The sequence below is a fragment of the Ruegeria sp. BH8 genome (assembly GCF_056538065.1).
On sequence record NZ_JBQFSP010000013.1, the window covers coordinates 1 to 23791 of the forward strand.

Below are 23791 nucleotides of genomic sequence, written 5' to 3' on the forward strand. Positions count from 1 at the left end.
GAACCGGCATCTCCCACCCGGCAAAATCAACCATCTTGCCGCCCAACTCAACGTGAAGCCCAAAAAGCGACGTGCGTCTAATCTCGGTCATTGATCCAACCTTTCACTCAACGGGACTGGTCGCGAACAACCATGACGGTGCAATGCGCGTTGCGCACGACACGGGCCAGGTTCGGACCGATTTCATAATTCGGAAAATCACCCTTGGTCGAGGCCATGACGATCAGGTCAAAGCCGTCCTTGTAGGCGCGCTTGAGGATTTCACGGTAAACGCTGCCTTCTTCAACATGGATAGGCACGTCCGATGCGTTGCCATGATCCAGAATGGCCTGAACCGCATTTCGCACGTGGTCTTTGGCACCGGCACCATAGTTTGCGGGAAGGTTCGGCAGCTGGATGATCTCGGGGATAACGGCAACCGCGTGCAGTTCAGCCCCGTAGAACCTGGCCTGTTCCAAGGCGACTGGCAGGGCATTTTTCCACGAACGGTCGTCGGTGTGATCAATGGGCAGCAGGATTTTCGTGACCATCACGTCTCTCCTCGAGATATGGAATTCTGTTTTTAAAGGCGGGGGGCCGGAATGGCCCCCCGGTTTCAAGTCAGACCAAGCTTATTCGGCAGGCGCGCCGCCCGGCTCTTCGGACTTGCCGCCCGAGGCGAAGAACTCTTTCGTCAGCTTGAAGACGATCGGGCTCAGCAGGGCCAGGGCGATCAGGTTCGGAATGGCCATCATGGCGTTCAGCGTGTCGGCCAGCAGCCAGACAAAGCCCAGATCCGCGGTTGCACCGAAGTAGATCGCGATGATCCACAGGATTCGGTAGGGAAGCAGGGATTTCACGCCCAGCAGGAACTCGACGCATTTCTCGCCATAGAAGGACCAGCCGAGGATGGTGGTAAATGCAAAGATCGACAGAGCGATGGCGATGATCGACCCGCCGATACCCGGCAGAGTGGTCTCGAACGCCAGCGAGGTCAGCGCCGCACCGGATTCCCCCGATGTCCAAGCACCTGACGAGATGATCGCCAGACCGGTAATCGAACAGACGATGATAGTGTCGATGAACGTTCCCAGCATCGCGATCAGGCCCTGATTGACCGGGCCTTTGGTCTCGGCTGCCGCGTGCGCGATCGGAGCGGAACCCAGACCCGCTTCGTTCGAGAAAACACCGCGCGCAACACCAAAGCGGATGGCGGCCCAGACGGCTGCACCTGCGAAACCACCTTCGGCGGCTGATGGAGTGAAGGCGTAGGTGAAGACCAGCGACAGCGCATGACCGATGTTGCCGATGTTGATGATCAGGACCAGCAGTCCGGCAACGATATAGGCAATCGCCATGAACGGAACCAGTTTACCGGCGACCGCACCGATACGGGTGATACCACCCAGAATAACAGCGGCGGTCAGAACCATCAGAGCGACACCGGTGACCGAGGTGTTTACTCCGAAATTCGATTCCAGAACCTGTGCAACACCATTGGCCTGCACACCGTTACCAATGCCAAAGGCCGCAACTGCGCCAAACAGGGCAAAGGCAACACCCAGCCACGCCCATTTCGCGCCCAGACCATTCTTGATGTAGTACATCGGGCCGCCGACGAAGTTGCCCAGCTCGTCCTTTTCGCGGTATTTCACCGCGCAGACAGCCTCGGCATATTTGGTGGCCATGCCCACCAGGGCGGTCATCCACATCCAGAACAATGCGCCCGGACCGCCCAGGAAGACAGCAGTGGCAACACCGGCGATGTTCCCCGTACCGATGGTGGCCGACAGCGAAGTCATCAACGCGTTGAACGGGCTGATCTGCCCTTCGCCCTGACCTTCACGGCCTTTGAACAGCAGGCTGAAGCCCGTGCCAATGCGCAGGATCGGCATGAACTTCAGTCCGACCTGCAGGAAGAAGCCGACGCCAAGGATGAGAACCAGCATCAGCGGCCCCCACACGACGCCATTGATGGCCCCTACGATTGAATTTAACGCTTCCATGGATTCCCTCCCATTTGCGTTTGGTTTATGCCCCTTTGGCGATAGCCCGCTGGCGAGCCTGCCTGAGAGCAGCGAAATCTTCGTCCGCATGGAACGACGACCGGGTCAGCGGGGTTGCTGACACGTGCAAAAAGCCCTTGGACCGGGCAATCTGTTCCAGCTGGGCGAACTCTTCCGGTGTCCAGAACCGGTCGATTGGATGGTGTTTCGGGGTTGGTTGCAGATATTGGCCAACGGTCAGGAAATCGACCTGCGCTGCACGCAGATCATCCATGACCTGACGCACATCCGCGAGTGTTTCCCCCAGGCCCACCATCAGGCCGGATTTGGTGAATAGTTCCGGATTGGCGCGCTTGGCATCATCCAGCAGCCGCAGCGACGTGTAATACCGCGCGCCAGGACGGACGGTCGGATATAGGTGCGGCACGGTTTCCAGATTGTGGTTGAACACGTCCGGTGCGGCGTCAAAGACTGCCTTGGCGGCGTCGCCCTTGCCCAGAAAATCGGGGGTCAGAACTTCGACCGTGGTGCCGGGGTTTTGGTGGCGTACCGCCCGGATGGTCTGGGCAATATGCTCGGCCCCGCCATCGGCCAGATCGTCGCGATCGACCGAGGTGATGACGACATGGCGCAGGCCCAGCTTCCTGACCGCCGCTGCAACGCGACCGGGTTCGAAAGCGTCCAGCGCGTCGGGGCGGCCAGTCGATACGTTGCAGAACGAGCATCCGCGTGTGCAGACCTCGCCCATAATCATCATGGTTGCGTGGCGCTTGGACCAACACTCGCCGATATTGGGGCAGGCCGCCTCTTCGCAGACCGTCGCCAGATTGTGATCCCGCATCAGGCGCCGGGTTTCGTAATAGGCGGAGCTGTCGCCTTTTTTCTTGCGTATCCACTTGGGTTTGCGCGGAATGACGCTGTCGGCCTTTTTGGCTTTTTCCGGGTGACGTGGTCTTAGCTGGATGGTCATCTGGCTGGTCCCCGCTACGCGTGAATTGCCCGGCCCATGGCGTCAAGGCAGGCTTCTTTCACAGCCTCGCCCATCGCCGGGTGGGCATGGCAGGTGGCTGCGACCTCGGCGACCGTGATGCCCTTGGCCATGGCCAGAACCAGCTCGGCAATCAGATCTCCCCCATGCGCACCGCAAATATGCGCGCCCAGGATCTTGCCTTCGGAACTGGCCAGCACCTTGACGGCCCCGTCGGTCTCGCCGGTCGAACGCGCCCGCGAATTGGCCATGAAGGCAAACTTCCCGACCACGTATTCAATGCCCGTTTCTTGCAAGGCTTCTTCGGTCAGCCCGACCGAGGCGACCTCGGGGTCGGTGTAAACCACGCCGGGCACGGTATTGTAGTCAACATGCCCCGCTTCGTCTGCCAGCATCTCGACACAGGCAACGCCATCCTCTTCGGCTTTGTGCGCCAGCATCGGCCCTGGAACGCAGTCGCCAATGGCATAGATACCGGGAACAGAGGTACAGAATGTGTCATCCACCTGAATAAAGCCGCGCGGGTCGCAGGCTATCCCCAGTTCTTCCAGCCCCAACCCGCGCGTTACCGGTCGGCGTCCGACGGCGATCAGAACCTTGTCGGCCTCGATCACCTCTTCCTTGTCTTTGCCAACCCGATCCAGAGCAAGCGTCAGTCCGGCCGCGGTCTTGTTGACGGATTTCAATGCCCGACCAAGCTGGAACTTCAGGCCGCGCTTGGCCAGCGCCCGCTGCGCCAGTTTTGCAATCTCGCCATCTATGCCGGGCAGCACACGGTCCAGATATTCGACGACGGTGACTTTCGCGCCCAGACGCGCCCAGACCTGACCAAGTTCCAGACCGATCACACCTGCGCCGACCACCACCAGATGATCCGGCACGCTTTCCATCGCAATCGCGCCGGTCGAACTCAGGACGTCCTGCTCATCAATCTCGATCCCCGGTAGCGTGGTAGGTTCCGACCCGGTCGCGATCAGAATGTTCTTTGCCTCATAGATGTCAGCGCCAACCTTGATCTGCCCGACTGAAGGGATGCTGGCCCAACCTTCGATCAGGTCAACGCCGTTCTTCTTGAACAGGAATGCGATGCCTTTGGTCAGGTCGCCCACGATCTTGTCCTTGCGCTCCATCATCGCGCCGACATTGATGCTGGCCCCCTCGACCGCAACACCGTGGGAGGAGAGATGTGCAAGCTCGGCATATTTGGCCGAGGAGGTCAGCAACGCTTTGGAGGGGATGCACCCCACGTTCAGACAGGTGCCGCCAAGAGCGCCGCGCCCTTCGACGCAGGCAACTTTCAGTCCCAGCTGAGCCGCGCGGATCGCGGCAACATAGCCGCCCGGTCCGCCTCCGATGACAATCAGATCGTAGGAGTTCATTTCGCGCACTTTCAGTAGATCGGGTGGCTTGCGCAAAGCGCGCGAACCTTTTCGCGGGTTTCTTTTTCGATGGCCGCGTCGCCTTCGGGCGACTGCGCCAACGCGTCCAGAACATCGCCGATCAGATGGCCGATCTGTTTGAACTCTTCAGGGCCAAAACCCCGGCTGCACCCGGCGGCAGTGCCCAGACGGATGCCGCTGGTGATGGTGGGCTTCTGGGGATCGCCCGGAACGCTGTTCTTGTTACAGGTGAACCCGGCACGTTCCAGCGCGGCCTCGGCATCCTTGCCGGTCACACCGATCGGGCGCAGATCGACCAGCATCAGGTGGTTTTCGGTGCCACCCGAAACGATGTCACATCCGCGCGCCATCATGACATTGGCCAAAGCCGATGCACTGTCGACAACGCGCTGCATGTATTCTTTGAACTCCGGCTTCAGCGCCTCTCCGAATGCAACCGCCTTGCCGGCGATCACATGCATCAGCGGTCCACCTTGCAAGCCCGGGAATACGGCAGAGTTGATCTTTTTCGCCAGCGCTTCGTCATTGGTCAGAATGATCCCGCCCCGCGGGCCGCGCAGTGTCTTGTGGGTGGTTGAGGTGACGATATGCGCGTGCCCAATGGGCGAAGGGTGCAGGCCAGTTGCGACCAGACCCGCGATATGCGCCATGTCCGCCAGCAACCACGCACCAACTTCATCTGCGATCTCGCGGAAACGGACAAAGTCGATCTTCTGGGAATAGGCCGATGCGCCTGCGATGATCAGCTTGGGCTTTTCCGCCCGGGCCAGCTCGGCCACCTGGTCGTAATCGATCAGGCCGGCTTGGGTCAGACCGTATTGTACCGGCCGGAACCACTTGCCGGATTGGGCAGGTTTTGCACCGTGTGTCAGGTGCCCGCCCGCATCCAGCGACATGCCCAGGATGGTGTCACCGGGGCTCAGCAACGCCAGTTTGACCGCCCCGTTCGCCTGAGCGCCGGAATGGGGTTGAACGTTGGCGTATTCACAACCGAACAGCTGTTTCAGCCTTTCGATGGCCTCGACTTCGACCTCGTCGACATATTCGCACCCGCCATAATAGCGGCGCGCAGGATAACCTTCGGCGTATTTATTGGTCAGGACTGAGCCCTGAGCCTCGATCACAGCTTTCGAGACGATGTTCTCGGACGCGATCAATTCAATCTGTTCCGCCTGCCGTATTCCTTCGCGCGCGATCGACGCGGCGATTACCGGGTCAGCCTCATTCAGCGACGTTTTGAACATTATCCCCTCCTTCGGTTCCGAATCCTCAGTACGAAACTTTGTTTCCAATAGTGGAAAATGATCCAATAAGGCAACATGAATCTCTTATTCAAGAAGTTGCGTATGTATGGGAAAACCTGTAGCCTTTGAAAAACAGGGGGAAATCCATGGTCGATGAAAGCCAAAACGATGTTTCCGGGCTGGAAGAACCGGACGAAGGCGAGGCTTTGGGCCGCTCCATTCGCGATGCGCGACGATCAAAAGGTTGGACTTTGGAAGAGGCTGGCCGTGCTGCGGGTATTGGTCGGTCCACTCTGTCTAAGATCGAAAACAACCAGACACGGCCCAGTTTTGAAATCGTGCGGCGCTTGACACAGGCGCTCGACATGAGCACGCCACAGCTGTTCCTGCAATCGGGTCAGTCGGGCATCTCGGGTCGCCGCGATTTCACCCCAAAAGGCGAGGGGGAATTCAAGACCACGCCCACCTATCATCACGAACTGCTGTGTTCCGAACTGACCAGCAAACGGATGCTACCCTATATCGCAACGATCAAGGCGCGGGATGTATCCGAGTTCGACACTTGGATTCGGCACTCTGGCGAAGAATTCATGTATGTACTCAGCGGCGAGCTGATTTTCCTTTCCGAACATTACCGACCCTTGCCCATGAAGGCCGGGGATTCACTGTATTACGACAGTGGAATGGGCCATGGCTGTATCTCGACCAGCGACGAAGACGCCAGGATTCTGTGGGTTTCGCTGGAGTGATATCAGAAAACCGCATGCTTTATTGCAGGTTGTGAAAAGCAACAAACGGCTTCCCGCCAGTCCGGGCTCATCGCCCCGACAGGTTTCCATTCCGAAATGCGGTCGGCGTTTGACCGAATTCGGCCTTGAACGCGCGGGTCATGGCGCTGGCGTTTTCATATCCACAGCGCCCCGCGATTTCGGCGATGGATTGTTCCGTATCCTCGGCCAGATTGCGCGCGCGGTTCAGGCGCAGACGCCGGTACAGCGCTTGCGGAGTTGTTTTCAATTCCGCCTGAACACGCGTTTCAAGCCGTTTTTGCGAACACCCGATTTTCCGGGCCACACTCCGGACTGACAGCGGTGCTTCAAGATGCGCCTGCATGACGGTCAGCGCACGATTGACCAGCGTGTCCTCGGATTTCAGGGGCAGGTCATAATGGCCACGCCCGTTCCGACTCATGAACAGGTGCTCGACCTCCATCGCCAGCAGCGGGCCGTGATCCCGGCGGATAAGGGTCAGGGCCAGATCGAAGGCTGCCATGGCCCCGGAACAGGTCAGACGGTTGCCATCGATGACAAACCGTTCCCGCACGGCCTCTACCGCCGGAAACCTTTCTTCGAACCGCGAAAATTCGTCCCAATGAATGGTTGCCCTGTGGTCATCCAGCAATCCGGCGCTGGCAAGCAGCCAGCTTCCCGTATCCAGCCCGGCCAGGTGCTTGTGTTTCTTGGCCGCAGCCAGCACGGCACGCATGGTCGACCGCGTATCCAGCTTCAGGTATCCATATGACGGCATGACAACAAGAAAATCCCCCTGTTGATCGCCGATGGCCCCGTTCGGGGTGACGACAAGGCCGCTGGAGCTTTGAACAGGGTTGCCGTCAAGCGAACAGAAGCGCCACGCATATAACGCCTGCCGCGACAGGGTGTTTGCCGCCCGCAACGGTTCGACCATGTTCGCAAGGCAATGGTTCGAGAACCCGTTGAACAGCAGGACATTGTACTGCTGCGTTAATATTTTCGAATTTGGCATGAAACTGATCTATCTCTGCATGCCGCGACCATGAGCGATGGCGTTTGGTTGGTCAACCACCGATCCAGGGAACACGCGCCATGCAGTTTGGTCTGACAGAAGAACAGGACATGATCGTTTCGACGGTCCGCAGCTTTGTAGAAAAAGAAATCTACCCGCATGAAGACGCGGTGGAACGCAGCGGAACGGTCCCGCTGGAGCTTGGCAATGAGATCAAGCAGAAATGTATCGATCTGGGGTTCTATGCTTGCAACTTCCCCGAAGAAGTGGGCGGCGCGGGCCTGTCGCACCTGGATTTTACACTGGTCGAGCGTGAGCTGGGTCGTGGGTCGATGGCGCTGACGCATTTCTTTGGCCGCCCGCAGAACATCCTGATGGCCTGCAGCGATGAACAGCGCGAACGCTATCTGCTGCCTGCTGTACGCGGGGAAAAGATGGACGCGCTGGCGATGACTGAACCGGATGCCGGATCGGACGTGCGCGGCATGAAATGTCAGGCGGTGCGCGACGGTGGCGACTGGGTCGTCAACGGATCAAAACACTTCATCTCGGGCGCGGAACACGCGGATTTCTTCATTGTCTTCGTTGCCACCGGCGTGGATGAGACCCCTAAAGGCCCCAAAAAACGCATCACCACCTTCCTAGTGGATCGCGGCACACCGGGCTTTGAAGTACGCGACGGCTACAGATCCGTCAGCCACAGGGGCTATAAAAACTGTATCCTGTATTTCGACAATTGCCGCCTGTCCGATGCGCAGGTTCTGGGCGAGGTCGATGGCGGTTTTGCGGTGATGAACGAATGGCTTTACGCGACCCGTCTGACGGTTGCGGCCTTCTCGGTCGGGCGCGCGCGGCGCTGCTTTGACTATGCGCTGAATTACGCCGCCGAGCGCAAGCAATTCGGCCAGCCCATCGGCAAGTTTCAGGGCGTTGGCTTCCAGATTGCCGACATGATCACCGAGATTGACGCCGCCGATTGGCTGACCCTTGCCGCCGCTTGGCGTCTGGATCAGAACCTGCCCGCAAACCGCGAGATCGCCTCGGCCAAGCTCTATGCCTCCGAGGCATTGGCGCGGGTCACCGACACGACGCTGCAAATCTTCGGCGGCATGGGCCTGATGGATGATTTCCCGATCGAACGGTTTTGGCGCGACGCCCGGGTCGAACGGATCTGGGACGGCACCAGCGAGATTCAGCGCCACATCATCAGCCGCGATCTTCTGCGTCCGCTGGGCGCCTGACCATGACCAAAGACCTGACCCGGCTGCTGCGCCCGAAATCCATCGCAGTCATTGGCGGCGGTGCATGGTGCCAACAGGTTATTCTGCAATCCGAACGCATGGGATATGCTGGTCAGATCTGGCCGGTCCATCCCAAGGCTTCGGACACTGCGGGCCACAAGGTTTATGGGCATATCGAAGACCTGCCCAACGCACCTGACGCGGTTTTTATCGGCATCAACCGCCATGCCACGATTGAAGCGGTTCAAGTCCTGTCCAGCATGGGTGCAGGTGGCGCTGTCTGCTTCGCCTCGGGCTTTTCCGAGGCCGTGGCCGAGGACGACACCGGCGGGGATTTGCAGGATCAACTGATCGCCGCGGCCGGTGACATGCCCATTCTGGGCCCGAACTGCTATGGCTTCATCAACGCGCTGGACGGGGCATTGTTGTGGCCGGATCAGCACGGGGTTGTGCCCGTCGACAAGGGCGTGGCGATCCTGACGCAAAGCTCGAACATCTCGATCAACCTGACCATGCAGAAACGCGGGTTGCCGATTGCCTATATGGTCACTTGCGGGAACATGGCTCAGACCAGTCAGGCGCAGATCGCCTCGGCCCTGATCGATGACCCGCGCGTGACTGCCGTGGGCCTGCATATCGAAGGCTTCAAGAACATCCGCGAGTGGGAGGCTCTGGCCGCCAAAGCCCATGCAAAGGGCGTCCCGCTGGTTGCCCTCAAGGTCGGCGCATCGGAACAGGCGCAGGCGGCAACCGTTTCCCATACCGCGTCACTGGCGGGCAGCGATGCCGGGGCGCAGGCGCTGCTTGACCGGCTTGGCATTCCACGCCTTTCGGCGCTGCCTGACTTCCTTGAAACGCTTAAACTGTTGCACTGCTACGGGCCGCTGCCGGGGGGCAACATTTCCTCGATCAGCTGTTCGGGGGGCGAGGCGAGCCTGATTGCCGATATGGCTGTCGGCACGGGGTTACATTTTCCACGGCTGAGCGGTGAAAAGCTGACACGCCTGCGCGGCGCGCTCGGGCCCATGGTCGCACTGAACAACCCGCTGGATTATCACACCTATATCTGGCGTGACGAGCTGGCGATGACGCGGGCCTGGTCGGGCATGACGGGCGACGATATCGACATGACATTCTCGATCGTCGACTACCCGACCACCGACTCCACCGATTGGGCCTGCGCAACGCAGGCAGCGCTGAACGTACGGGCAGAAACCGGCGCCCGGTTTGCGATTGTCGCCACCTTGCCGGAACTTTTGCCGGAAGACATCGCACAACAGCTGATGGCCGGGGGTGTTGTCCCCTTCATGGGCCTGCGCGAGGCGCTATCTGCGACCCGCGCCGCAGGGCAGGTCAAGGCCCCATCCGCTGCGCCCGTTTTGCAACCGGGCATGATGGAACCAACCCAAACCCTTACCGAAGGCGCCTCGAAGGCGGCGCTGGCGGAATGCGGCCTGCGTATCCCGCAGAACCGGACGGTGCGGGGCGCGGAAGCTGCCCGTGCCGCAGCGGAGCAGATGGAAGGCCCCTTTGCCGTCAAAGGTGTCGGGCTTGCGCATAAATCCGAACACAGCGCCGTTCGGCTGGGCATCCGGGCCCAGGACGTCGCGGCTGTCGCGGCAGATATCGGCACCGAAGACATCCTGATCGAAGAGATGGTCACCGGACCCGTTGCCGAGCTTCTGATTGGCGTGGTGCGTGATCCCGCCCATGGGTTTGTTCTGACCTTTGGGGCAGGGGGCGTGCTGACCGAACTGCTGCGCGACACGGTATCCTTGCTGGTGCCCAGCCCGCCCGGAGACATCCGCTCCGCCCTCGGTCAATTGAAGATCGCCCCACTGCTGGCGGGCTATCGCGGCCAACCGGCGGCTGATATGGATGCGATTGTTGCCGCGGTCGAGGCCGTTCAGACCTATGTCATGCAAAATGCCGACACGCTTGGCGAGGTCGAGATTAACCCGCTCCTGTGCACGCCGGACAAGGCTGTTGCCGTGGACGCCCTGATAAGAAAGGCCTGAGATATGGACCCGATCAAAACCCGCCGCGATGGTTCGATCCTCGAGGTCACGCTGGACCGCCCCAAGGCAAACGCGATTGATCTGATCACCAGCCGCAGAATGGGCGATGTCTTTGCCGAGTTCCGCGACGACCCGGACCTGCGCGTGGCCATCCTGACCGGCGCGGGCGAAAAATTCTTTTGCCCCGGCTGGGATCTGAAAGCTGCCGCCGACGGCGACGCGGTGGACGGAGATTACGGCGTCGGCGGGTTCGGAGGCCTGCAAGAGCTGCGCGACCTGAACAAACCCGTGATTGCCGCCGTCAACGGTATCGCCTGCGGCGGCGGGCTAGAGCTGGCCTTGTCAGCAGACATGATCCTTGCAGCTGACCACGCCACTTTTGCCTTGCCGGAAATCCGCTCGGGCACCGTTGCGGATGCCGCCAGCGTCAAACTGCCCAAGCGCATTCCCTATCACATCGCGATGGAGCTGCTTCTGACAGGCCGCTGGTTTGATGCCGAAGAAGCCAACCGCTGGGGTCTGGTGAACGAGATTGTCGCCGCTGATCGGCTGATGGACCGCGCGTGGGACCTCGCCCGACTGCTGGCGTCAGGGCCGCCGCTGGTCTATGCGGCCATCAAGGAAATCGTGCGCGATGCCGAAGACGCCAAGTTTCAGGACGCCATGAACCGCATCACCAAACGGCAACTGCGCAGCGTGGATGTCCTCTATTCCAGCGAGGACCAGCTTGAAGGCGCGCGTGCATTTGCTGAAAAACGCGATCCGGTCTGGAAAGGCAAATAATAACGCGGTGTGTTTGTCGCGCGGATCCGGTAAATTTCCCATTTACTGATCCGCGCCACAGGTGCACAGTTAGGCATGCCTTATTTCGAACGAAAACCATACGTTAGCACGCCACTTCCGGTCAGCCCGATCGCGCCGCAGCCGGATGCGCAACCGATCTCGGACATTGCCCGCCGCGTGCTTGGGGCTGAACGGGGCGCGCAACAGCCGCTTGAAGGGCCATTTGCGTGCCGCAAAACCTGCCACCCCGGCGGCACCGCGACCATATTGCTGTCCTTTGACGCACCAAACGATGGCGGGCCCGTCGCACTACAGTTCGAACCGGGCGACCTGATCAACCGGAACGGCGACACTCTTCCGGCAAACCGGGTCAATGTTGTCCCCCCGCAAATCCAGCTAAACCCCGGCGAGTCAACAGATGTTGCCGTCATTGTAACCGTGCCGGACCTCGCCGATCCCGGCGAATATCACGGTCGGATTGCCTGCACAGGCACAGTGCAAACCTCGATCGTCGTGATGTATGAGGTGGCGGGCGCTCAAACCTGACGGGTTACGAGATAGTCCATGAAATGACCCAGAAACGCGCGCGGCACCTCTTCGGTGGCTGCAAAAACCTGCGCAAACTCCTGACGGGCCGAGGCCAGCAAGTCATTGGCCGCGTCCTGTGCATATCTGATGCAGCCATAGTGATCCATGCGATCCAGAACCCAGCTGACATCCTGCGTCGAACGGTTGTCACGCGGGTTTGACAGCATCTCCGACAGGCGCGCTTTTTCGGGCTCATCCGCCTGCAAGCTAAGCCGCCCCAGCATCAGCGTGCGTTTGCCTTCGTAAATGTCCCCGCCGATCTCTTTGCCATATTTGTCCTGCGAGCCCACGAGGTTCAGAACATCATCCTGTATCTGAAACGCGGCCCCCAGAAAAAACCCAAACGCGTTGAAATCGTCCAGGTTCAACGCGCCAGACGCCACATCATGTGGCCGGGCAATCAGCGCCCCGATGCGCATGGGGTGAATGAAGCTGTACCAGCAGGTCTTTTTCAGACACATCGTCAGATAATCCGATGCATCCACGTTCAGCCGGTTGTCCCGTATCCAGCCAAGCTCCAGCGCCTGACCTTCAATGGACTGCTGCAAAAGGTGATCGAACTCGTCCACCACGCGTATACCCGTTTCAGGGCCCAGCGGCCCAAGGTTCTGGCGCAACAGGCGCAGGGCCAGCGATTGCATCCCGTCGCCGGTATTGATCGCCAGAGGAACCCCAAGCCGCTTGTGCATACATTCGCGCCCGCGCCTGAAATCGCTTTGATCCTCGATATCGTCATGGATCAGAAATGCGTTGTGCAGCAGTTCAAGAACGGCGGCAGACACCCGTGCGTTTTCGCTGTCACCGCCGAAAGCCTCGCATGTGGCCAGCAACAGCGCGGGCCGCAACCCCTTGCCCGAGGTTTCGATGTAATCCCGCATCGGCCCGTACAGATAGGCCTGCGGTTCGCCCGTCGGCAGCAGTTGCAAAAGCGTCTCACGGGCCCGATCCCCGTATGAGGTCAGGGTTTTCAGAAAGTCCTGCTGTGCCGCAGGATCCAGATGTGCTGTGCCAGTGGCCACAGGGTCATCCCTTCTGGGTGATGATCACACGGGTTTTGGTCTCGTTCCTGCCCGTCTCGGCAAGGTTTGGTCCGGTGGCGGAAAAAGGTGAATCCGTCAGCGGCAAGGCTTTGGACAACACCCCCGTCTGGCCGCTGTCCCGGCCCAGATCAAAGGCAACATCCTCTGCAATCTCCTCTCCCGGGATCGGAAGATCAGCGGTCGGCTCGTAGGCCACCATCAGGTCAAACAGCTCTTTCGGAGGGCAGATCATGCGCAACGCGTCCGCAATCGCAGGGTCTTCGGTAATCCCGCCGGGTTTTGAATATTCCGTAGCCGGTTTCGCAATGACGGCAAGCGGCCCTTCGCCGCCACGCTCAACACCCACGGAATCCTGTCCCATCCTCAGCGCGGCTTCGACCGCAACCGCAAACCGGTTGTCCCAGGGCAGGCCGGCCTGATAACGGGCAAAATCATAGGCGCGCAGCGGTTTCAGGATATCCGGCTCGTGCAGGTCCCAGATCTGGCAGGGCTCAGCTTTTGATCCACCGCGTTGCAGGATGGCATTGACCGCCCGGCGCGCCGCTTCGTTCGCCCCTTCCATGGTGGCAAGATCGGTGTAGGTGCGCACATAATCCGACGCCAGCATGAAGTTCGGGATTAATGTGGCCGCCTCAGGGCGCAACCGCCAGCTGTTGATGCGATTGACCAACAGCGGCTCCACATTGGTTTGGCGCTTGGGGTCGTTGGGATCCTGCACAATATCCGGATCAAGGAACCAGTAATGCATGTCCTCGTCGCGCAGGACGGTCTGGCCATCCACGTTGACGCTCCGCTTGAGCTGTTCCCAAACCTCTTGCGCAATCTCCTCGCGGCTGCAATCACGCGCGGTTTTTCCGTTCAGGCCCGGCTTGTCCCATTCCGAAATATCTATTGAAAGCAAACCCTTGGTCTTGCCTTCTGCCCAGTTTTCAAAGTTGATGGCCGACCAGAACTGTTTTTGCGAAACCGCGGTCAGGGCCCATGGGCTGTCAATGAAAATGACATGGCCGTGCGTCAGTTCAACATCCTTTGTCAGATAGAACTGAATTCCGTTCATCCATTGCACGTCTTCGGCCAGCAGGGGCAGCTTGGCCAGAGACGGGTCGATTGCCGTCATCGCAGGGGTGATCAGCGGCGCGATCCGTTCGATCGGCATCGCACTGATGAACCAATCCCCGGTGACCTGCTTTTCTTCGCCATCCTGTTCAACCGTCGCGCTGACGATGCGGCCATCCTGGCAGTCGATGCCCGTGACCTTTGAGTTGAACTTGTACACGACCCCCTTGCTTTTGAGGTAATCCAGCCACGGCTGTATCCAGACAAGGTTGGTGGGACCGTTCAACAGCCGGTTGCCATGTGGCTCGGGCGTTGCGATACCCAGTTGAAGCTGAACGGCAATGTCGCCCACCGTCTTTGTACTGGCAGTTGTCGCCTTCGCGGCCACTAGCGAACGGGTCAGGCCAATGGCCAGAAACTTCTGATACGCTTCCGAGCGTTGTTCGGCACCGATGAAGTCCCACCACCCGATGCGTTCATATTCGTCGAACCGGCGTTCCTTGCAGGATGTCGCGATGCGCCACATGCAGGCGATGAAATGTTCGACATCCTCATATGCGATCTGGTCACGGGGCGAGAGCGTGAATGCAACTGTCTTGAGCGCATCGGCCACGTCTTTCAGCGTGCGGGGAAACCGTTCGGGAACGATGATGCCTGGGTCGTCGAACTGGCTGACCAGAACCTGAGTGGTCGATACCAGATTATCGTAACAGGTGCCTTTGCCGTAATAGGGCGTGCGCGCCATCGTATCGGTGATATGGCGGTAGAAATTCGGAAAGAACCGGAACCCGTGCTCGCCGGGCAGCCAGGGGCGTTTCACGCCTGGGGGATAACTGGCGCCGTCCATCTCGGCCCATTGTTCAAGCGCCTTGATGTGTTTCGCCTTGGACCCGTGATCGCCTTCGCCCTTCATCACGGGGATGCTGCGTGCCTTACCGCCGGGGATCAGCTGGCGCTCGTGAATCTCGACCTCGTACCCGCGCTCGATCAGCTCATGCGCGGCGCTCATTCCGGCCACGCCACCGCCCAATATGACAACCTTTTCAGCCATCGGATGTTCCTTTCGCGGCATAGACGTCAAAGCGCAGGGTGATATCGGACAGGCTGGCTTCGCCGATGCCGAACCCCTGCAACCTGTTCATCCAGGCATAATTCGGGTTTGACGTCAGGTATCGCGGCGCAAGCCGGACCGGGGCTGAGGCGGGCAGATTGCCCTTCGCCAGCCCGGCATACCCATCCGGCCCAAAGTCACACACGCCGGTATCTTCAAACAGGATCGGCGCACCCCCTTCAACGGGTTGAATAAGCGCTCGGGCGTGCAAAAGCCCAACTCCGTCGGACCGCACGCGCATCCAGTCGCCCCCCAGCGGATCGATCGTCCCCTTCAGATGAGGCCCTTCAACCGTTCCGCCCCCTTTGATCCCGAAATGCAGCCAGATGCCGTCCGGTGTTTCACCCGAAGGATAGAACTCGTCGGTGAACGGCACCACAAACCTGCCCACATGTTCAAGCGCGGGCACTTGCGTGACTGGCTTTGCCGGGCTTGGCGGCGCAGGTTCGGGGGGTTTTCCGGGGCCGGGATCATATTCGCGACCACCGGTCGTCAGCACCGGTCGCCAGGTCAATGTCTTTTCCTGGGTCACAGATGGCAGCATGGCTGCAAACTGCTGAAACCCCGTCATCGGGTTGCATTGCAAGGGCCAGCCGCGAATGGCGCGTTCGGGGCCGCCATCTTCGGAACAGATCACACGCACCACGTCATGCGAAGACACGGCGGGTCCGGCTTCGATCAGCACCCGATTTAACCCATTTTCGTTGATCAATTCGGACCAACGCAATGTCACACCCCGGTCTGTGAATTCTCGCATGACCAGTTCTCCGGTCAGCACGTGATGGTGCAGATCGCCTGTGCTTCCTTGATCCTAAGGTGGAACTTCTGCTGCACGCGGAAGATGTGCTCACCGTCAGACGAGGTTTGCAGATACTTCACCGCGATATCCGAAGGCACGACAATCTCGACCGGCGCACCTTGCAGCGATACAAGTGCTGCCTTGTTTGCGGGCAGGGTGCCCGATCGCAGCAGCGGGCCGTCAAGGAACGGAAGAATACTGTCACGCGGCAGCACCATCGAGTTTTCGATCGGCGTGGTCACGGCCTGAAACAGCCCATTGCCCATCACACAGGCAAAAGGCCCAAGGTATCCATGCGCTTCCAGCTTGTTGATGCCCGCGACCACGGCCTCGAAAACCTCGGGGCCGGAACAGGGCTTTTTCTTCCCGTTGATCGATATGGATTGACCTTCGCCAGCCTCCAGCAGCCCCGGATATTTGCCGCCACCGCTGACGGTATAGATAGGCGGTAGATCCGCAGGTGCGCCACCGGCATGTTTGGGCGCTTCGCTGCTGCCTGGCTGGCCGTTGAAAACGATGTCATCCTCGACCTTGGCCACGACGGCGGCGGCCCGGCGGAACATGATCATGGCCGCGGCCAGTTCCGGATCAGCCACCTGCGCGCCTTTCAGGTAGACGTTGACGGAAACAGTCGTCAGCCGCAGGGTGTCATAATCATTCACTTCCAGACGCTTGGCCGCGCCTGATGCGTTGTCGACCAGACCCAGCTTGTTCAGGGGAACAGATTGCGTGTCCGCCGGCAGCGGCCCATAAAGCGGCAGAAAGCTCGCAGCCACCCGCGCACGCAGCGCTTCATCATGGACGGCCTTGTTAACGGCATTCCACTGTTCGGTGTTCCAATCCAATGCGTCGGTCATTGTAAATCCCTCTTGGTGATGCTGCCCTGTTTGGCCGGGCAGTCCGTCTCGTTCATTCGGCTTTCGTCAAACTGTCCAGAAGTGCCTCGGCGCGTTGTTCCTGAACAACGGCACCACATTCGCGGGCAAGCGCCAATGCCAGTTCACCCTCGGCAATCGCGCTGTCCCGATCACCCTTGGCAGCAAAGGCTTTGGCCCGCACGCGGTGATATTCCGGTTTGTTCAGCGTTTCTCCTCGTTCCCAACCGGGGGTACACACGGTTTCAAGCCGGTCCAGGGCCTGATCAATATCCCCGTGATCGATCATCAACTCAGACAGAACAATCTGATTCTGCGGAAAAGTAAAGTTTCCACCAGACTTTGAGATCAGGTTCATGCAGGCCTCGATATGGGCCGGGACGCCCTCGATGTCACCTTTTCCCGCCTGCGCAAGACCCATGTAGATATCCTGCATGGCGTGAAGATACAGGAACCCTTCCTCATCGGCGATCTTGCGCGCTTCCTTCATGGTCACATCCAGCCGGTCCCACTCGCCCGCGTAGGGCAGAAACATGCTGCACGCGCCCATGATGTAGACAAGGTTGGGTGCGTGGTTCAGTGCCCGGCTGACGTCGATGGCTTTCAGGCGCGCCGCCTCCGCCTCATCAAACTTGCCCTGCTGCCACAGAAGGCACCCCTGAATGGCCAGCAAAGACGCCGTGGTCGAGGACTGGGTCATCGGCATCATGGCCATGTCCAGCTCGGGGGTAATCAGGGCAAAGGCACGGTCAAGCTGCTGCTCGCAATCCGCGAATTCCCCGCGGAAGTAATGCGTAAAGCTCAGCGCGCGGGCCGCCAGCACGTTGGCGACAGGATCGCCACTCATACCGGCCATCGCGTCCAGGGCCTGTCCCATCTCCATTGCGCGGTTCATCTGGCCCGCGACAAAGAAATTGGTCCAGCGGCAGAAGGTGGCCGCGAAAAGGGTTTCGCCATCGCCCAATGCATGGGCAAGCTCCATCGCGCGGGCGGCTGTCTCTCCGACCTGGTCGGAGGACCATCCATAGATCGCCATGTAAGCCGGAAGGATATTCATCTGCACCCGAAGCTCGAATCCGTCACGCTCGGCATTGGCGGGCATCGTTCCGATATTACGCAGTGCCGCGCGAAACGCCGAGATCGCAGGCAGGTTCGCCAACCGCGTCAGGGCTTGTTCGCCTGCCGTAAACCAGTTGGACACCGCCTCATCCTTCAACCCGCCATGGTCGCAGTGATGCGCCACGGTATCGGGGGCGGGGTTCCCGAATGCGTTATGTCCGGCCAGCAAGGCCCGGGCGATTTTCAGATGAACCTTCTGTCGGTCTTCGCGCAGCAGCGAGTTATAGGCCGTATCCTGAACCAGCGCGTGGTTGAACGTATAGGTGGCCGTTCCGGCTTCGCCCGTGATCAGCACAACGCCAGCCGCCATCAGCTGCATCAGCGCGCTTTCCACATCCATGTCTTCCTGCGCCACCGCCTGGATCATCGCCGAGGTGAAGCTGCGCCCGATAACAGACCCAAGCTGCGCGATGGGCTTTGCGTTTTCCATCCGGTCAAGACGCGACATCAACGAATCCTGAAGGGTCGCGGGGATACTCAGGGCATCCAGAACCTCGGCGTTGATCGGCGCATCTTGCGGCAGCTGGTCCAGAACCGCCTTTGTCATCTCTTCGATGTAAAGCGGCACGCCATCGGCTTTTTCGACAATCTGCCTGATCAGGATGACCGGCAAACTGTATGGCTCGGCCACGCGCCGGACCAGTTCCGAGGCTTCACTGCTGGCCAAAGGCGTCAGATCGATGCGCGCCGCGCGGCCCTCGTAATGCTCAGGCGGTTCATATTCAGGGCGATGCGACAGGACCACCAGTATCGGGAACCCGTCCAGTCCTGATGCCAGCGCCTCCAGCACGTCCAGCGTGGTTGCGTCAGCCCAGTGCACGTCTTCCACCACCAGCAACAAGGTGCCGCGCCTGTCACACAGGCTGCCAAGGCTGCGCAACAACACGTCCAGCGACTTGCGGGCCTTCTTCAGGGGGTCGGGATCCGGCGCTGCGCCCGTTTCGACCCCGGCCATATCGAGAAGAACAGGCAAATCCGCGTCGCTCAGACGAGAGGCGGCCTGAACAAAATCGGAAATCGCGGCCCTGATGCTGTCATCGGATTTGTCGCCTGAAACCCGCCTCAACTCACCCACGATCGGGTGAAGCGGAAGGCTGGCCAGATGCGGAATGCACTGCAAGGTAAAGGGTTTGACGCCAATTGTTTCAGACAAGGACTTGATCAGCCGCGATTTGCCAATGCCTGCGGCGCCACCGACAAACGCAAACTTGCCGGACCCCGCCTGTGCGTCTTTCCAAAGCTGGGTCAGGACCGAAAGATCGTCGCCACGGGCGACAAGATCAACGGCTGACTGTCCGACACGCGCATCGAACCGGCTGGTCGCGACGCTTTCGGAAATTGCGCGATAGACGGTGCGCTGATTGTCAAACCCTTTCAGGTTCTGGCTGCCACGGGGCTCGAACTCGAATGCGCCCTGTGTCAATCGCCACGTCTCTGCGGAAACGATCACCTCGCCCGGCTCGGCCAGACCTTGCAGGCGGGATGCAAGGTTCGCGGTTTCACCGACCAGAAAGTCCTGCGAACCAAGACTTGTTGACGAGACCACTCCCACAACAACCATACCGGTGGCAATTCCCGCGCGCAGATCCAGTTTTTCGCCAAACCTGTTTTCAAGGTTTTGTACGGCTTCGATGGTTTCCAGCACAGCGCGAACCGCGCGTTCGGCATCGTCCTCCATGGCTTTGGGATATCCGAAGTAGACCATGATCCCGTCGCCCTGCCTGTAGGCCAGATGACAGCCATGCTGTTTCAGGGTGCCGATCGCCGTATCCAGATACAGGTTCATGATCTGCATCAGGTCTTCCGGGTCATACCGCTGGGCCAGCTGCGTCGACCCCACGAGATCGCAGAAAACCAGCGTAAGCTGCCGCCGTTCGGCTTCGGACCTAAGCTCCTGCCGGGTCGATGCTTCCTCAGATTTCAGACGGGCCTGCGCCTTGCGAAACCGCTTTCTTTCACCAACCGTCAGCCCCAGATCGCGCAGTTCGGGATCTGTCAGCTCGTCCAGAATATCATCATCCACGCCTTCCTGCCGAAACAGCGTGGCATGGTTTTCCAGATCAGCCAGTCGAAGAACTTTTGAGATACGCGGCGATGCCTCAAGGACCCCCGTCATCGTTCTGCGCCCCCGCCCATTTTCCTTCTCCCCTTACTCCCCTCAAAACATATTGTATTTGTATAAGCAAAAATAGAGAGGAATTTACGTTCAATCCACATGACGCAGGGACACCATTGTTAACTTGTTATCTGCTGTGACAGATGTAGGGTTGAAATTCCACTCCACTTTGAGTTTTTCGTGTCAAATCATTGGCTTTCGATTTCATATAGATTTTTCACGCGCAGTTTTGGGCCTGGCCTGCTGCCTTGCCGCGCGTAATGGGGAAGGGTGTTTTCCCATAGGCGCTAGGGCCTCGTGCGCTTTTATCGAAGTTGTGGAAATGCGAAAACCAGACCCTGCCGATTTTCGTTGCTGCCGCGCTCCTTAAACGCTTCCGCTACGTCAATGGACGTGTCGCGCGCGGTACAAGCACCCGCTTTGGCGCTGGAAAGTTTACCTGACAGGATACCGGTTCCACCAAATGGGCAGAACCGGTGTCTTCTTCAGACGGTTGCGCCTTTCAGGCGGATGGCAGTGCCAAGGCTGCCCGCGCAAAGCCCGACCAGAACCGAGATGCCCAGTTCCAGCGCTTCCACATGGGCAAACTGAAAGCCCGCAAAAACCAGCGTTTCCAGAATGCCGACACCGGCCCCCAGTACCGCGCCCAACCATAGCTTGCGGGTCATCATTCCAAGCGCCAGTCCCAGTATGCCGGGCAGGCCCAGGACATTGGCGCCGATTGTTCCAAGTAAGTCTAACATGTCTGCCCCCACCCTAATTCGAGCTGTTGTTCAGAAACGCGCGGATGTCGCTGCCCGAGGCGGAAGCATGTTCCTGAAGAACCTCGCCCTCCACGGCCTCGCTTATCTTCTGGTACTGTTCCAGATAGTTCGCGGGCAGATTATGCGCGATGCCCTGATGGCAATCGATGCATGTCATGCCGGTGTCGATGGCGCGCTGGTGCTCCGACGCGGCGCGGGTTTCCTGAATGGTAAAGTCCATGTAGTCAAAGTTATGACAGTTGCGGCATTCACGGCTGTCCGATTCCTTCATCTTCTTCCAGACGGCCGAAGCCATGCTCAGGCGATGCTCTTCGTACTGCTCGGGTGTGCTGATGGTTCCGGCCAGCTCATGATAGACGTCTTTGACGGCCATGATCTTGGCTTTGATCTTGTGGCTCCATTCATCCGGCACGTGGCAGTCGGAACAGATCGCGCGAACGCCGGAATGGTTGTTGTAATGAACCGTTTCGCGATACTCGCCCAGGTTGGTTTCCATCGTGTGGCACGAGGTACAGAATTCTTCGGTATTCGTCAGCTCAAGGGTCCAGTGAAATCCACCCCAGAACAGGATACCGGCCAGAAATCCGGCCAGGACCAGAAAGCCTGAACTGAACAGCACCGTCGGCGTCCAGATCGCGTTCCAGAGGCGACCAAGCAAGCCGCGGTTTTCAGGAGAGTCGGCCATATCGGTGCTCCTTTCAGTCTTGCGTTGGATCAATTGCCGGCGGAGGGCTGGAACACGTTGTCGACCAGCGGCGGGGCGTCGGCCTGCGGTACGTGGCACTGGTTGCAGAAATACCGGGTTCCGGCGATCCGATCCAGTTCGCGGCCTTCGCGGTCCAGATAATGGGTCATCGACAGCGTCGGCGCGTTGCGGTCACCGGCTTTGGTCCAGTCATGGCAGGACAGGCACTGGTTGGTACGGATGTCGATCTGGTACTGTTCGACCGAATGCGGGATCACCGGCGGCTGCTGCCGGTAATTGCGCTGCTGGCGCCCTTCGACATTGCGGTGGATCTGGTCCAGCGGCACCGGCTCGTCCACATCCGCACCGCGCAGGGATTCAACCTGAGCAGATTGCGCGAGGGCCCATCCGCTCAGCAATAATACGGGTAGAAGGGCAATTCCGCCTGTAACGATTGATTTTTTCATCTTGGCACTCCCCTAGATAGGTCTGGCGGCGCGCGGCTCGGGCGCGGCAACTGGATCGGAAGGTTGGACGACGTGGTCGTCAAACCGGTGAGTAAAGGTAAAGACGTCGACCGCGCAGACATCGATGCAGCGGCCACAATTCGTGCAGTCGGGTGACAGGATCAGCGGGGTACTTCCCGGCTTACCCTTCAGCGCGGGCGAGATCACCTGATTTTCCGGGCAGACCGCGTAACAATCCATGCAGTCATCGCAGGCGGCGCGGTTTGTGGCGCTGATCCGCAGCAGGCTTTTTGCTCCGATCAGGCCATAGAACGCGCCCACCGGGCACAGGTGTCCGCACCATCCGTGGCGCGAGACAAAAACGTCAAAGACAAAGATGGCTGTGATCAGGGCCCAGACAAAGCCCATTCCAAAGACCAGCCCGCGATGCAGCATGGTGATCGGGTTGATCAACTCCCACGCGATCATGCCGCTCAGACCCGAAACAAGCAGAACGGTTGCCAGAATCCACAGGCGCGTCCCGCGCTTGGGTTGCCAACCTTTCGGCAGGTCCAGCTTGCGGTGCAACCAGTTGGCCGCATCCGTCACCGGATTGATCGGGCAGACCCAGGAACAATAGACACGGCCACCAATCAGGGCATAGACCACCAGAACGATCAGCCCACCGATCAGTGCCGTCACCTCGGGCCAGTGGCCCGCAACCATGCTCTGCAACAGGATGAACGGATCGGTCAAAGGCAACACGCCCAGCGTCAGCGACCCGGCCAGCGTGCCCTGAACGACCCAGATGCCGAACCATGGGCCCAGCAGAAACAGAACCAGAAAGAACAGCTGGCTTGCCCGGCGCAGCAGCAGATAGCGATGCGCGCCGATCCAGCCCTTGCTGGCGATGGCCTCGTGACCTGTGGGCATATCTGTGCGGGCGCTCATTGTCCCACCCCCGGCAGATCATATCCCGGTGCAAAGCCGCCGGGCGTGGCCAGATTGTCTGTGCCCGGTCCGGGCAAACGGTCCGGCAGATCGATGATCCCCTCGACCACCGGCGCGCCTTTCGCGGCCTTTTCTTCCCAACCCTTGCGGTAATGCTCTGCCGAACTGCCCCGCGCCAGCCGGGCAGGCAGCACTTTGATAGCGGCCTCAGGCAGAACACAGCTTTTCTCGCACATGCCGCAGCCGGTACAGCGGTCGGCGTGGACGGTCGGGATGAACATCGCGTGATGGCCCGACCGCGTGTTGTGCGTGGTGTCCAGCGTGATCGCCTCGTCAATGACGGGGCAGACGCGGTAACAGACGTCGCAGCGCAACCCGAGGAAGTTCAGGCAGTTCTCCTGATCGACCAGAACCGCGACCCCCATCTTCGCATCATCGATATTGTCCAGCGCGGGGTCCAGTGCCCCGGTCGGACATGCAGCGACGCAAGGGATGTCGTCGCACATCTCACAGGGAATATCCCGGGCGGTGAAATATGGGGTTCCCGTCGCCACCGCGTCCGAGCCCAACTCGGCCAGTTTCAACGTATCGTATGGGCAATCCCGCACGCATAATCCGCAGCGGATACAGGCCGACAGAAACTCCTTTTCCGGCAGCGCGCCGGGCGGGCGCAAAGCCTCGGCCGGCAGGGCGCGGGCGTCGCGGGCCAGATAGGCCAGCACCGTCCCGGCGACCACGCAGCCGCCCGCCGCCCGCGCCGAATCCTGCAGGAACCGGCGCCGCTGCGGCGAAAGGGGTTTGTCGGCAAAAGACATGAG

At 59.8% G+C, this 23791-nt stretch carries 21 protein-coding genes; 5 read left to right on the forward strand and 16 right to left on the reverse strand.

What is annotated here, in order from left to right; translation table 11 throughout:
• Positions 1 to 107: 107 nt before the first annotated feature.
• From ACR0AD_RS17420 to glyA, 5 genes are all read right to left on the reverse strand, one after another.
• A complete protein-coding gene (locus tag ACR0AD_RS17420; RefSeq protein WP_480488773.1) occupies positions 108 to 530 on the reverse strand; it encodes a universal stress protein in 423 nt (140 codons plus the stop codon).
• An 81-nt stretch (positions 531 to 611) separates the two neighbouring features.
• Entirely contained in the window at positions 612 to 1985 is a 1374-nt protein-coding gene (locus ACR0AD_RS17425) for an alanine/glycine:cation symporter family protein (RefSeq protein ID WP_480488771.1), read from the reverse strand.
• Between the two features lie 25 nt (positions 1986 to 2010).
• On the reverse strand, positions 2011 to 2955 hold the full coding sequence (gene lipA / locus ACR0AD_RS17430) for a lipoyl synthase (RefSeq protein ID WP_480488769.1): 945 nt from the start codon (positions 2953 to 2955) through the stop codon (positions 2011 to 2013).
• 14 nt (positions 2956 to 2969) lie between these two features.
• The gene (gene lpdA / locus ACR0AD_RS17435; RefSeq protein ID WP_480488767.1) at positions 2970 to 4352 is read right to left on the reverse strand and encodes a dihydrolipoyl dehydrogenase; all 1383 of its coding nucleotides are present in this window, start codon (positions 4350 to 4352) and stop codon (positions 2970 to 2972) included.
• Between the two features lie 11 nt (positions 4353 to 4363).
• Complete coding sequence (gene glyA / locus ACR0AD_RS17440; protein WP_480484282.1) at positions 4364 to 5617, reverse strand: serine hydroxymethyltransferase; 1254 nt, start codon at positions 5615 to 5617, stop codon at positions 4364 to 4366.
• Positions 5618 to 5763: 146 nt separating this feature from the next.
• Here glyA and ACR0AD_RS17445 point away from each other — a divergent pair, with 146 nt between their 5' ends.
• Entirely contained in the window at positions 5764 to 6366 is a 603-nt protein-coding gene (locus ACR0AD_RS17445; RefSeq protein WP_480484283.1) for a helix-turn-helix domain-containing protein, read from the forward strand.
• A gap of 67 nt (positions 6367 to 6433) precedes the next feature.
• Here ACR0AD_RS17445 and ACR0AD_RS17450 read toward each other — a convergent pair whose 3' ends face one another.
• Entirely contained in the window at positions 6434 to 7381 is a 948-nt protein-coding gene (locus ACR0AD_RS17450; protein ID WP_480488765.1) for a GlxA family transcriptional regulator, read from the reverse strand.
• A gap of 80 nt (positions 7382 to 7461) precedes the next feature.
• Here ACR0AD_RS17450 and ACR0AD_RS17455 point away from each other — a divergent pair, with 80 nt between their 5' ends.
• From ACR0AD_RS17455 to ACR0AD_RS17470, 4 genes are all read left to right on the forward strand, one after another.
• Entirely contained in the window at positions 7462 to 8622 is a 1161-nt protein-coding gene (locus tag ACR0AD_RS17455; RefSeq protein ID WP_480488763.1) for an acyl-CoA dehydrogenase family protein, read from the forward strand.
• A gap of 2 nt (positions 8623 to 8624) precedes the next feature.
• On the forward strand, positions 8625 to 10640 hold the full coding sequence (locus ACR0AD_RS17460) for an acetate--CoA ligase family protein (RefSeq protein WP_480488761.1): 2016 nt from the start codon (positions 8625 to 8627) through the stop codon (positions 10638 to 10640).
• 3 nt (positions 10641 to 10643) lie between these two features.
• Positions 10644 to 11423 carry a carnitinyl-CoA dehydratase gene (locus ACR0AD_RS17465; protein WP_480488759.1) on the forward strand — a complete coding sequence of 260 codons (780 nt, stop codon included), beginning with the start codon at positions 10644 to 10646 and terminating at the stop codon, positions 11421 to 11423.
• 75 nt (positions 11424 to 11498) lie between these two features.
• The gene (locus tag ACR0AD_RS17470; RefSeq protein ID WP_480484288.1) at positions 11499 to 11969 is read left to right on the forward strand and encodes a hypothetical protein; all 471 of its coding nucleotides are present in this window, start codon (positions 11499 to 11501) and stop codon (positions 11967 to 11969) included.
• Here the strand turns inward: ACR0AD_RS17470 and ACR0AD_RS17475 are convergent.
• The 10 genes from ACR0AD_RS17475 to napG form a co-directional block, all read right to left on the reverse strand.
• Positions 11960 to 13030, reverse strand: coding sequence for a polyprenyl synthetase family protein (locus tag ACR0AD_RS17475; protein ID WP_209507022.1), 1071 nt, complete (start codon positions 13028 to 13030; stop codon positions 11960 to 11962). The two genes, ACR0AD_RS17470 and ACR0AD_RS17475, sit on opposite strands and share 10 nt — an antisense overlap.
• A gap of 4 nt (positions 13031 to 13034) precedes the next feature.
• A complete protein-coding gene (locus ACR0AD_RS17480; RefSeq protein ID WP_480488757.1) occupies positions 13035 to 15158 on the reverse strand; it encodes a hydroxysqualene dehydroxylase in 2124 nt (707 codons plus the stop codon).
• Positions 15151 to 15975: a DUF3237 domain-containing protein gene (locus tag ACR0AD_RS17485; RefSeq protein WP_480488755.1), complete on the reverse strand. Its 825-nt coding sequence runs from the start codon at positions 15973 to 15975 to the stop codon at positions 15151 to 15153. Before ACR0AD_RS17485 ends, ACR0AD_RS17480 begins: the two co-directional genes overlap by 8 nt.
• Before the next feature lie 14 nt (positions 15976 to 15989).
• A complete protein-coding gene (locus ACR0AD_RS17490; protein WP_209507025.1) occupies positions 15990 to 16874 on the reverse strand; it encodes an encapsulin in 885 nt (294 codons plus the stop codon).
• Positions 16875 to 16926: 52 nt separating this feature from the next.
• Positions 16927 to 20127, reverse strand: a complete 3201-nt coding sequence (locus tag ACR0AD_RS17495) for an adenylate/guanylate cyclase domain-containing protein (protein WP_480488753.1) — start codon at positions 20125 to 20127, stop codon at positions 16927 to 16929.
• Between the two features lie 485 nt (positions 20128 to 20612).
• Positions 20613 to 20870, reverse strand: a complete 258-nt coding sequence (locus ACR0AD_RS17500) for a hypothetical protein (RefSeq protein WP_480484292.1) — start codon at positions 20868 to 20870, stop codon at positions 20613 to 20615.
• A gap of 13 nt (positions 20871 to 20883) precedes the next feature.
• Positions 20884 to 21576: a NapC/NirT family cytochrome c gene (locus ACR0AD_RS17505; protein WP_480488751.1), complete on the reverse strand. Its 693-nt coding sequence runs from the start codon at positions 21574 to 21576 to the stop codon at positions 20884 to 20886.
• Positions 21577 to 21605: 29 nt separating this feature from the next.
• Positions 21606 to 22043: a nitrate reductase cytochrome c-type subunit gene (locus tag ACR0AD_RS17510; RefSeq protein ID WP_209507029.1), complete on the reverse strand. Its 438-nt coding sequence runs from the start codon at positions 22041 to 22043 to the stop codon at positions 21606 to 21608.
• Positions 22044 to 22055: 12 nt separating this feature from the next.
• Complete coding sequence (napH, locus tag ACR0AD_RS17515) at positions 22056 to 22973, reverse strand: quinol dehydrogenase ferredoxin subunit NapH (protein WP_480488749.1); 918 nt, start codon at positions 22971 to 22973, stop codon at positions 22056 to 22058.
• A complete protein-coding gene (gene napG / locus ACR0AD_RS17520) occupies positions 22970 to 23788 on the reverse strand; it encodes a ferredoxin-type protein NapG (protein ID WP_480484295.1) in 819 nt (272 codons plus the stop codon). The genes napH and napG overlap by 4 nt, the downstream gene beginning before the upstream one ends.
• Positions 23789 to 23791 lie beyond the last annotated feature (3 nt).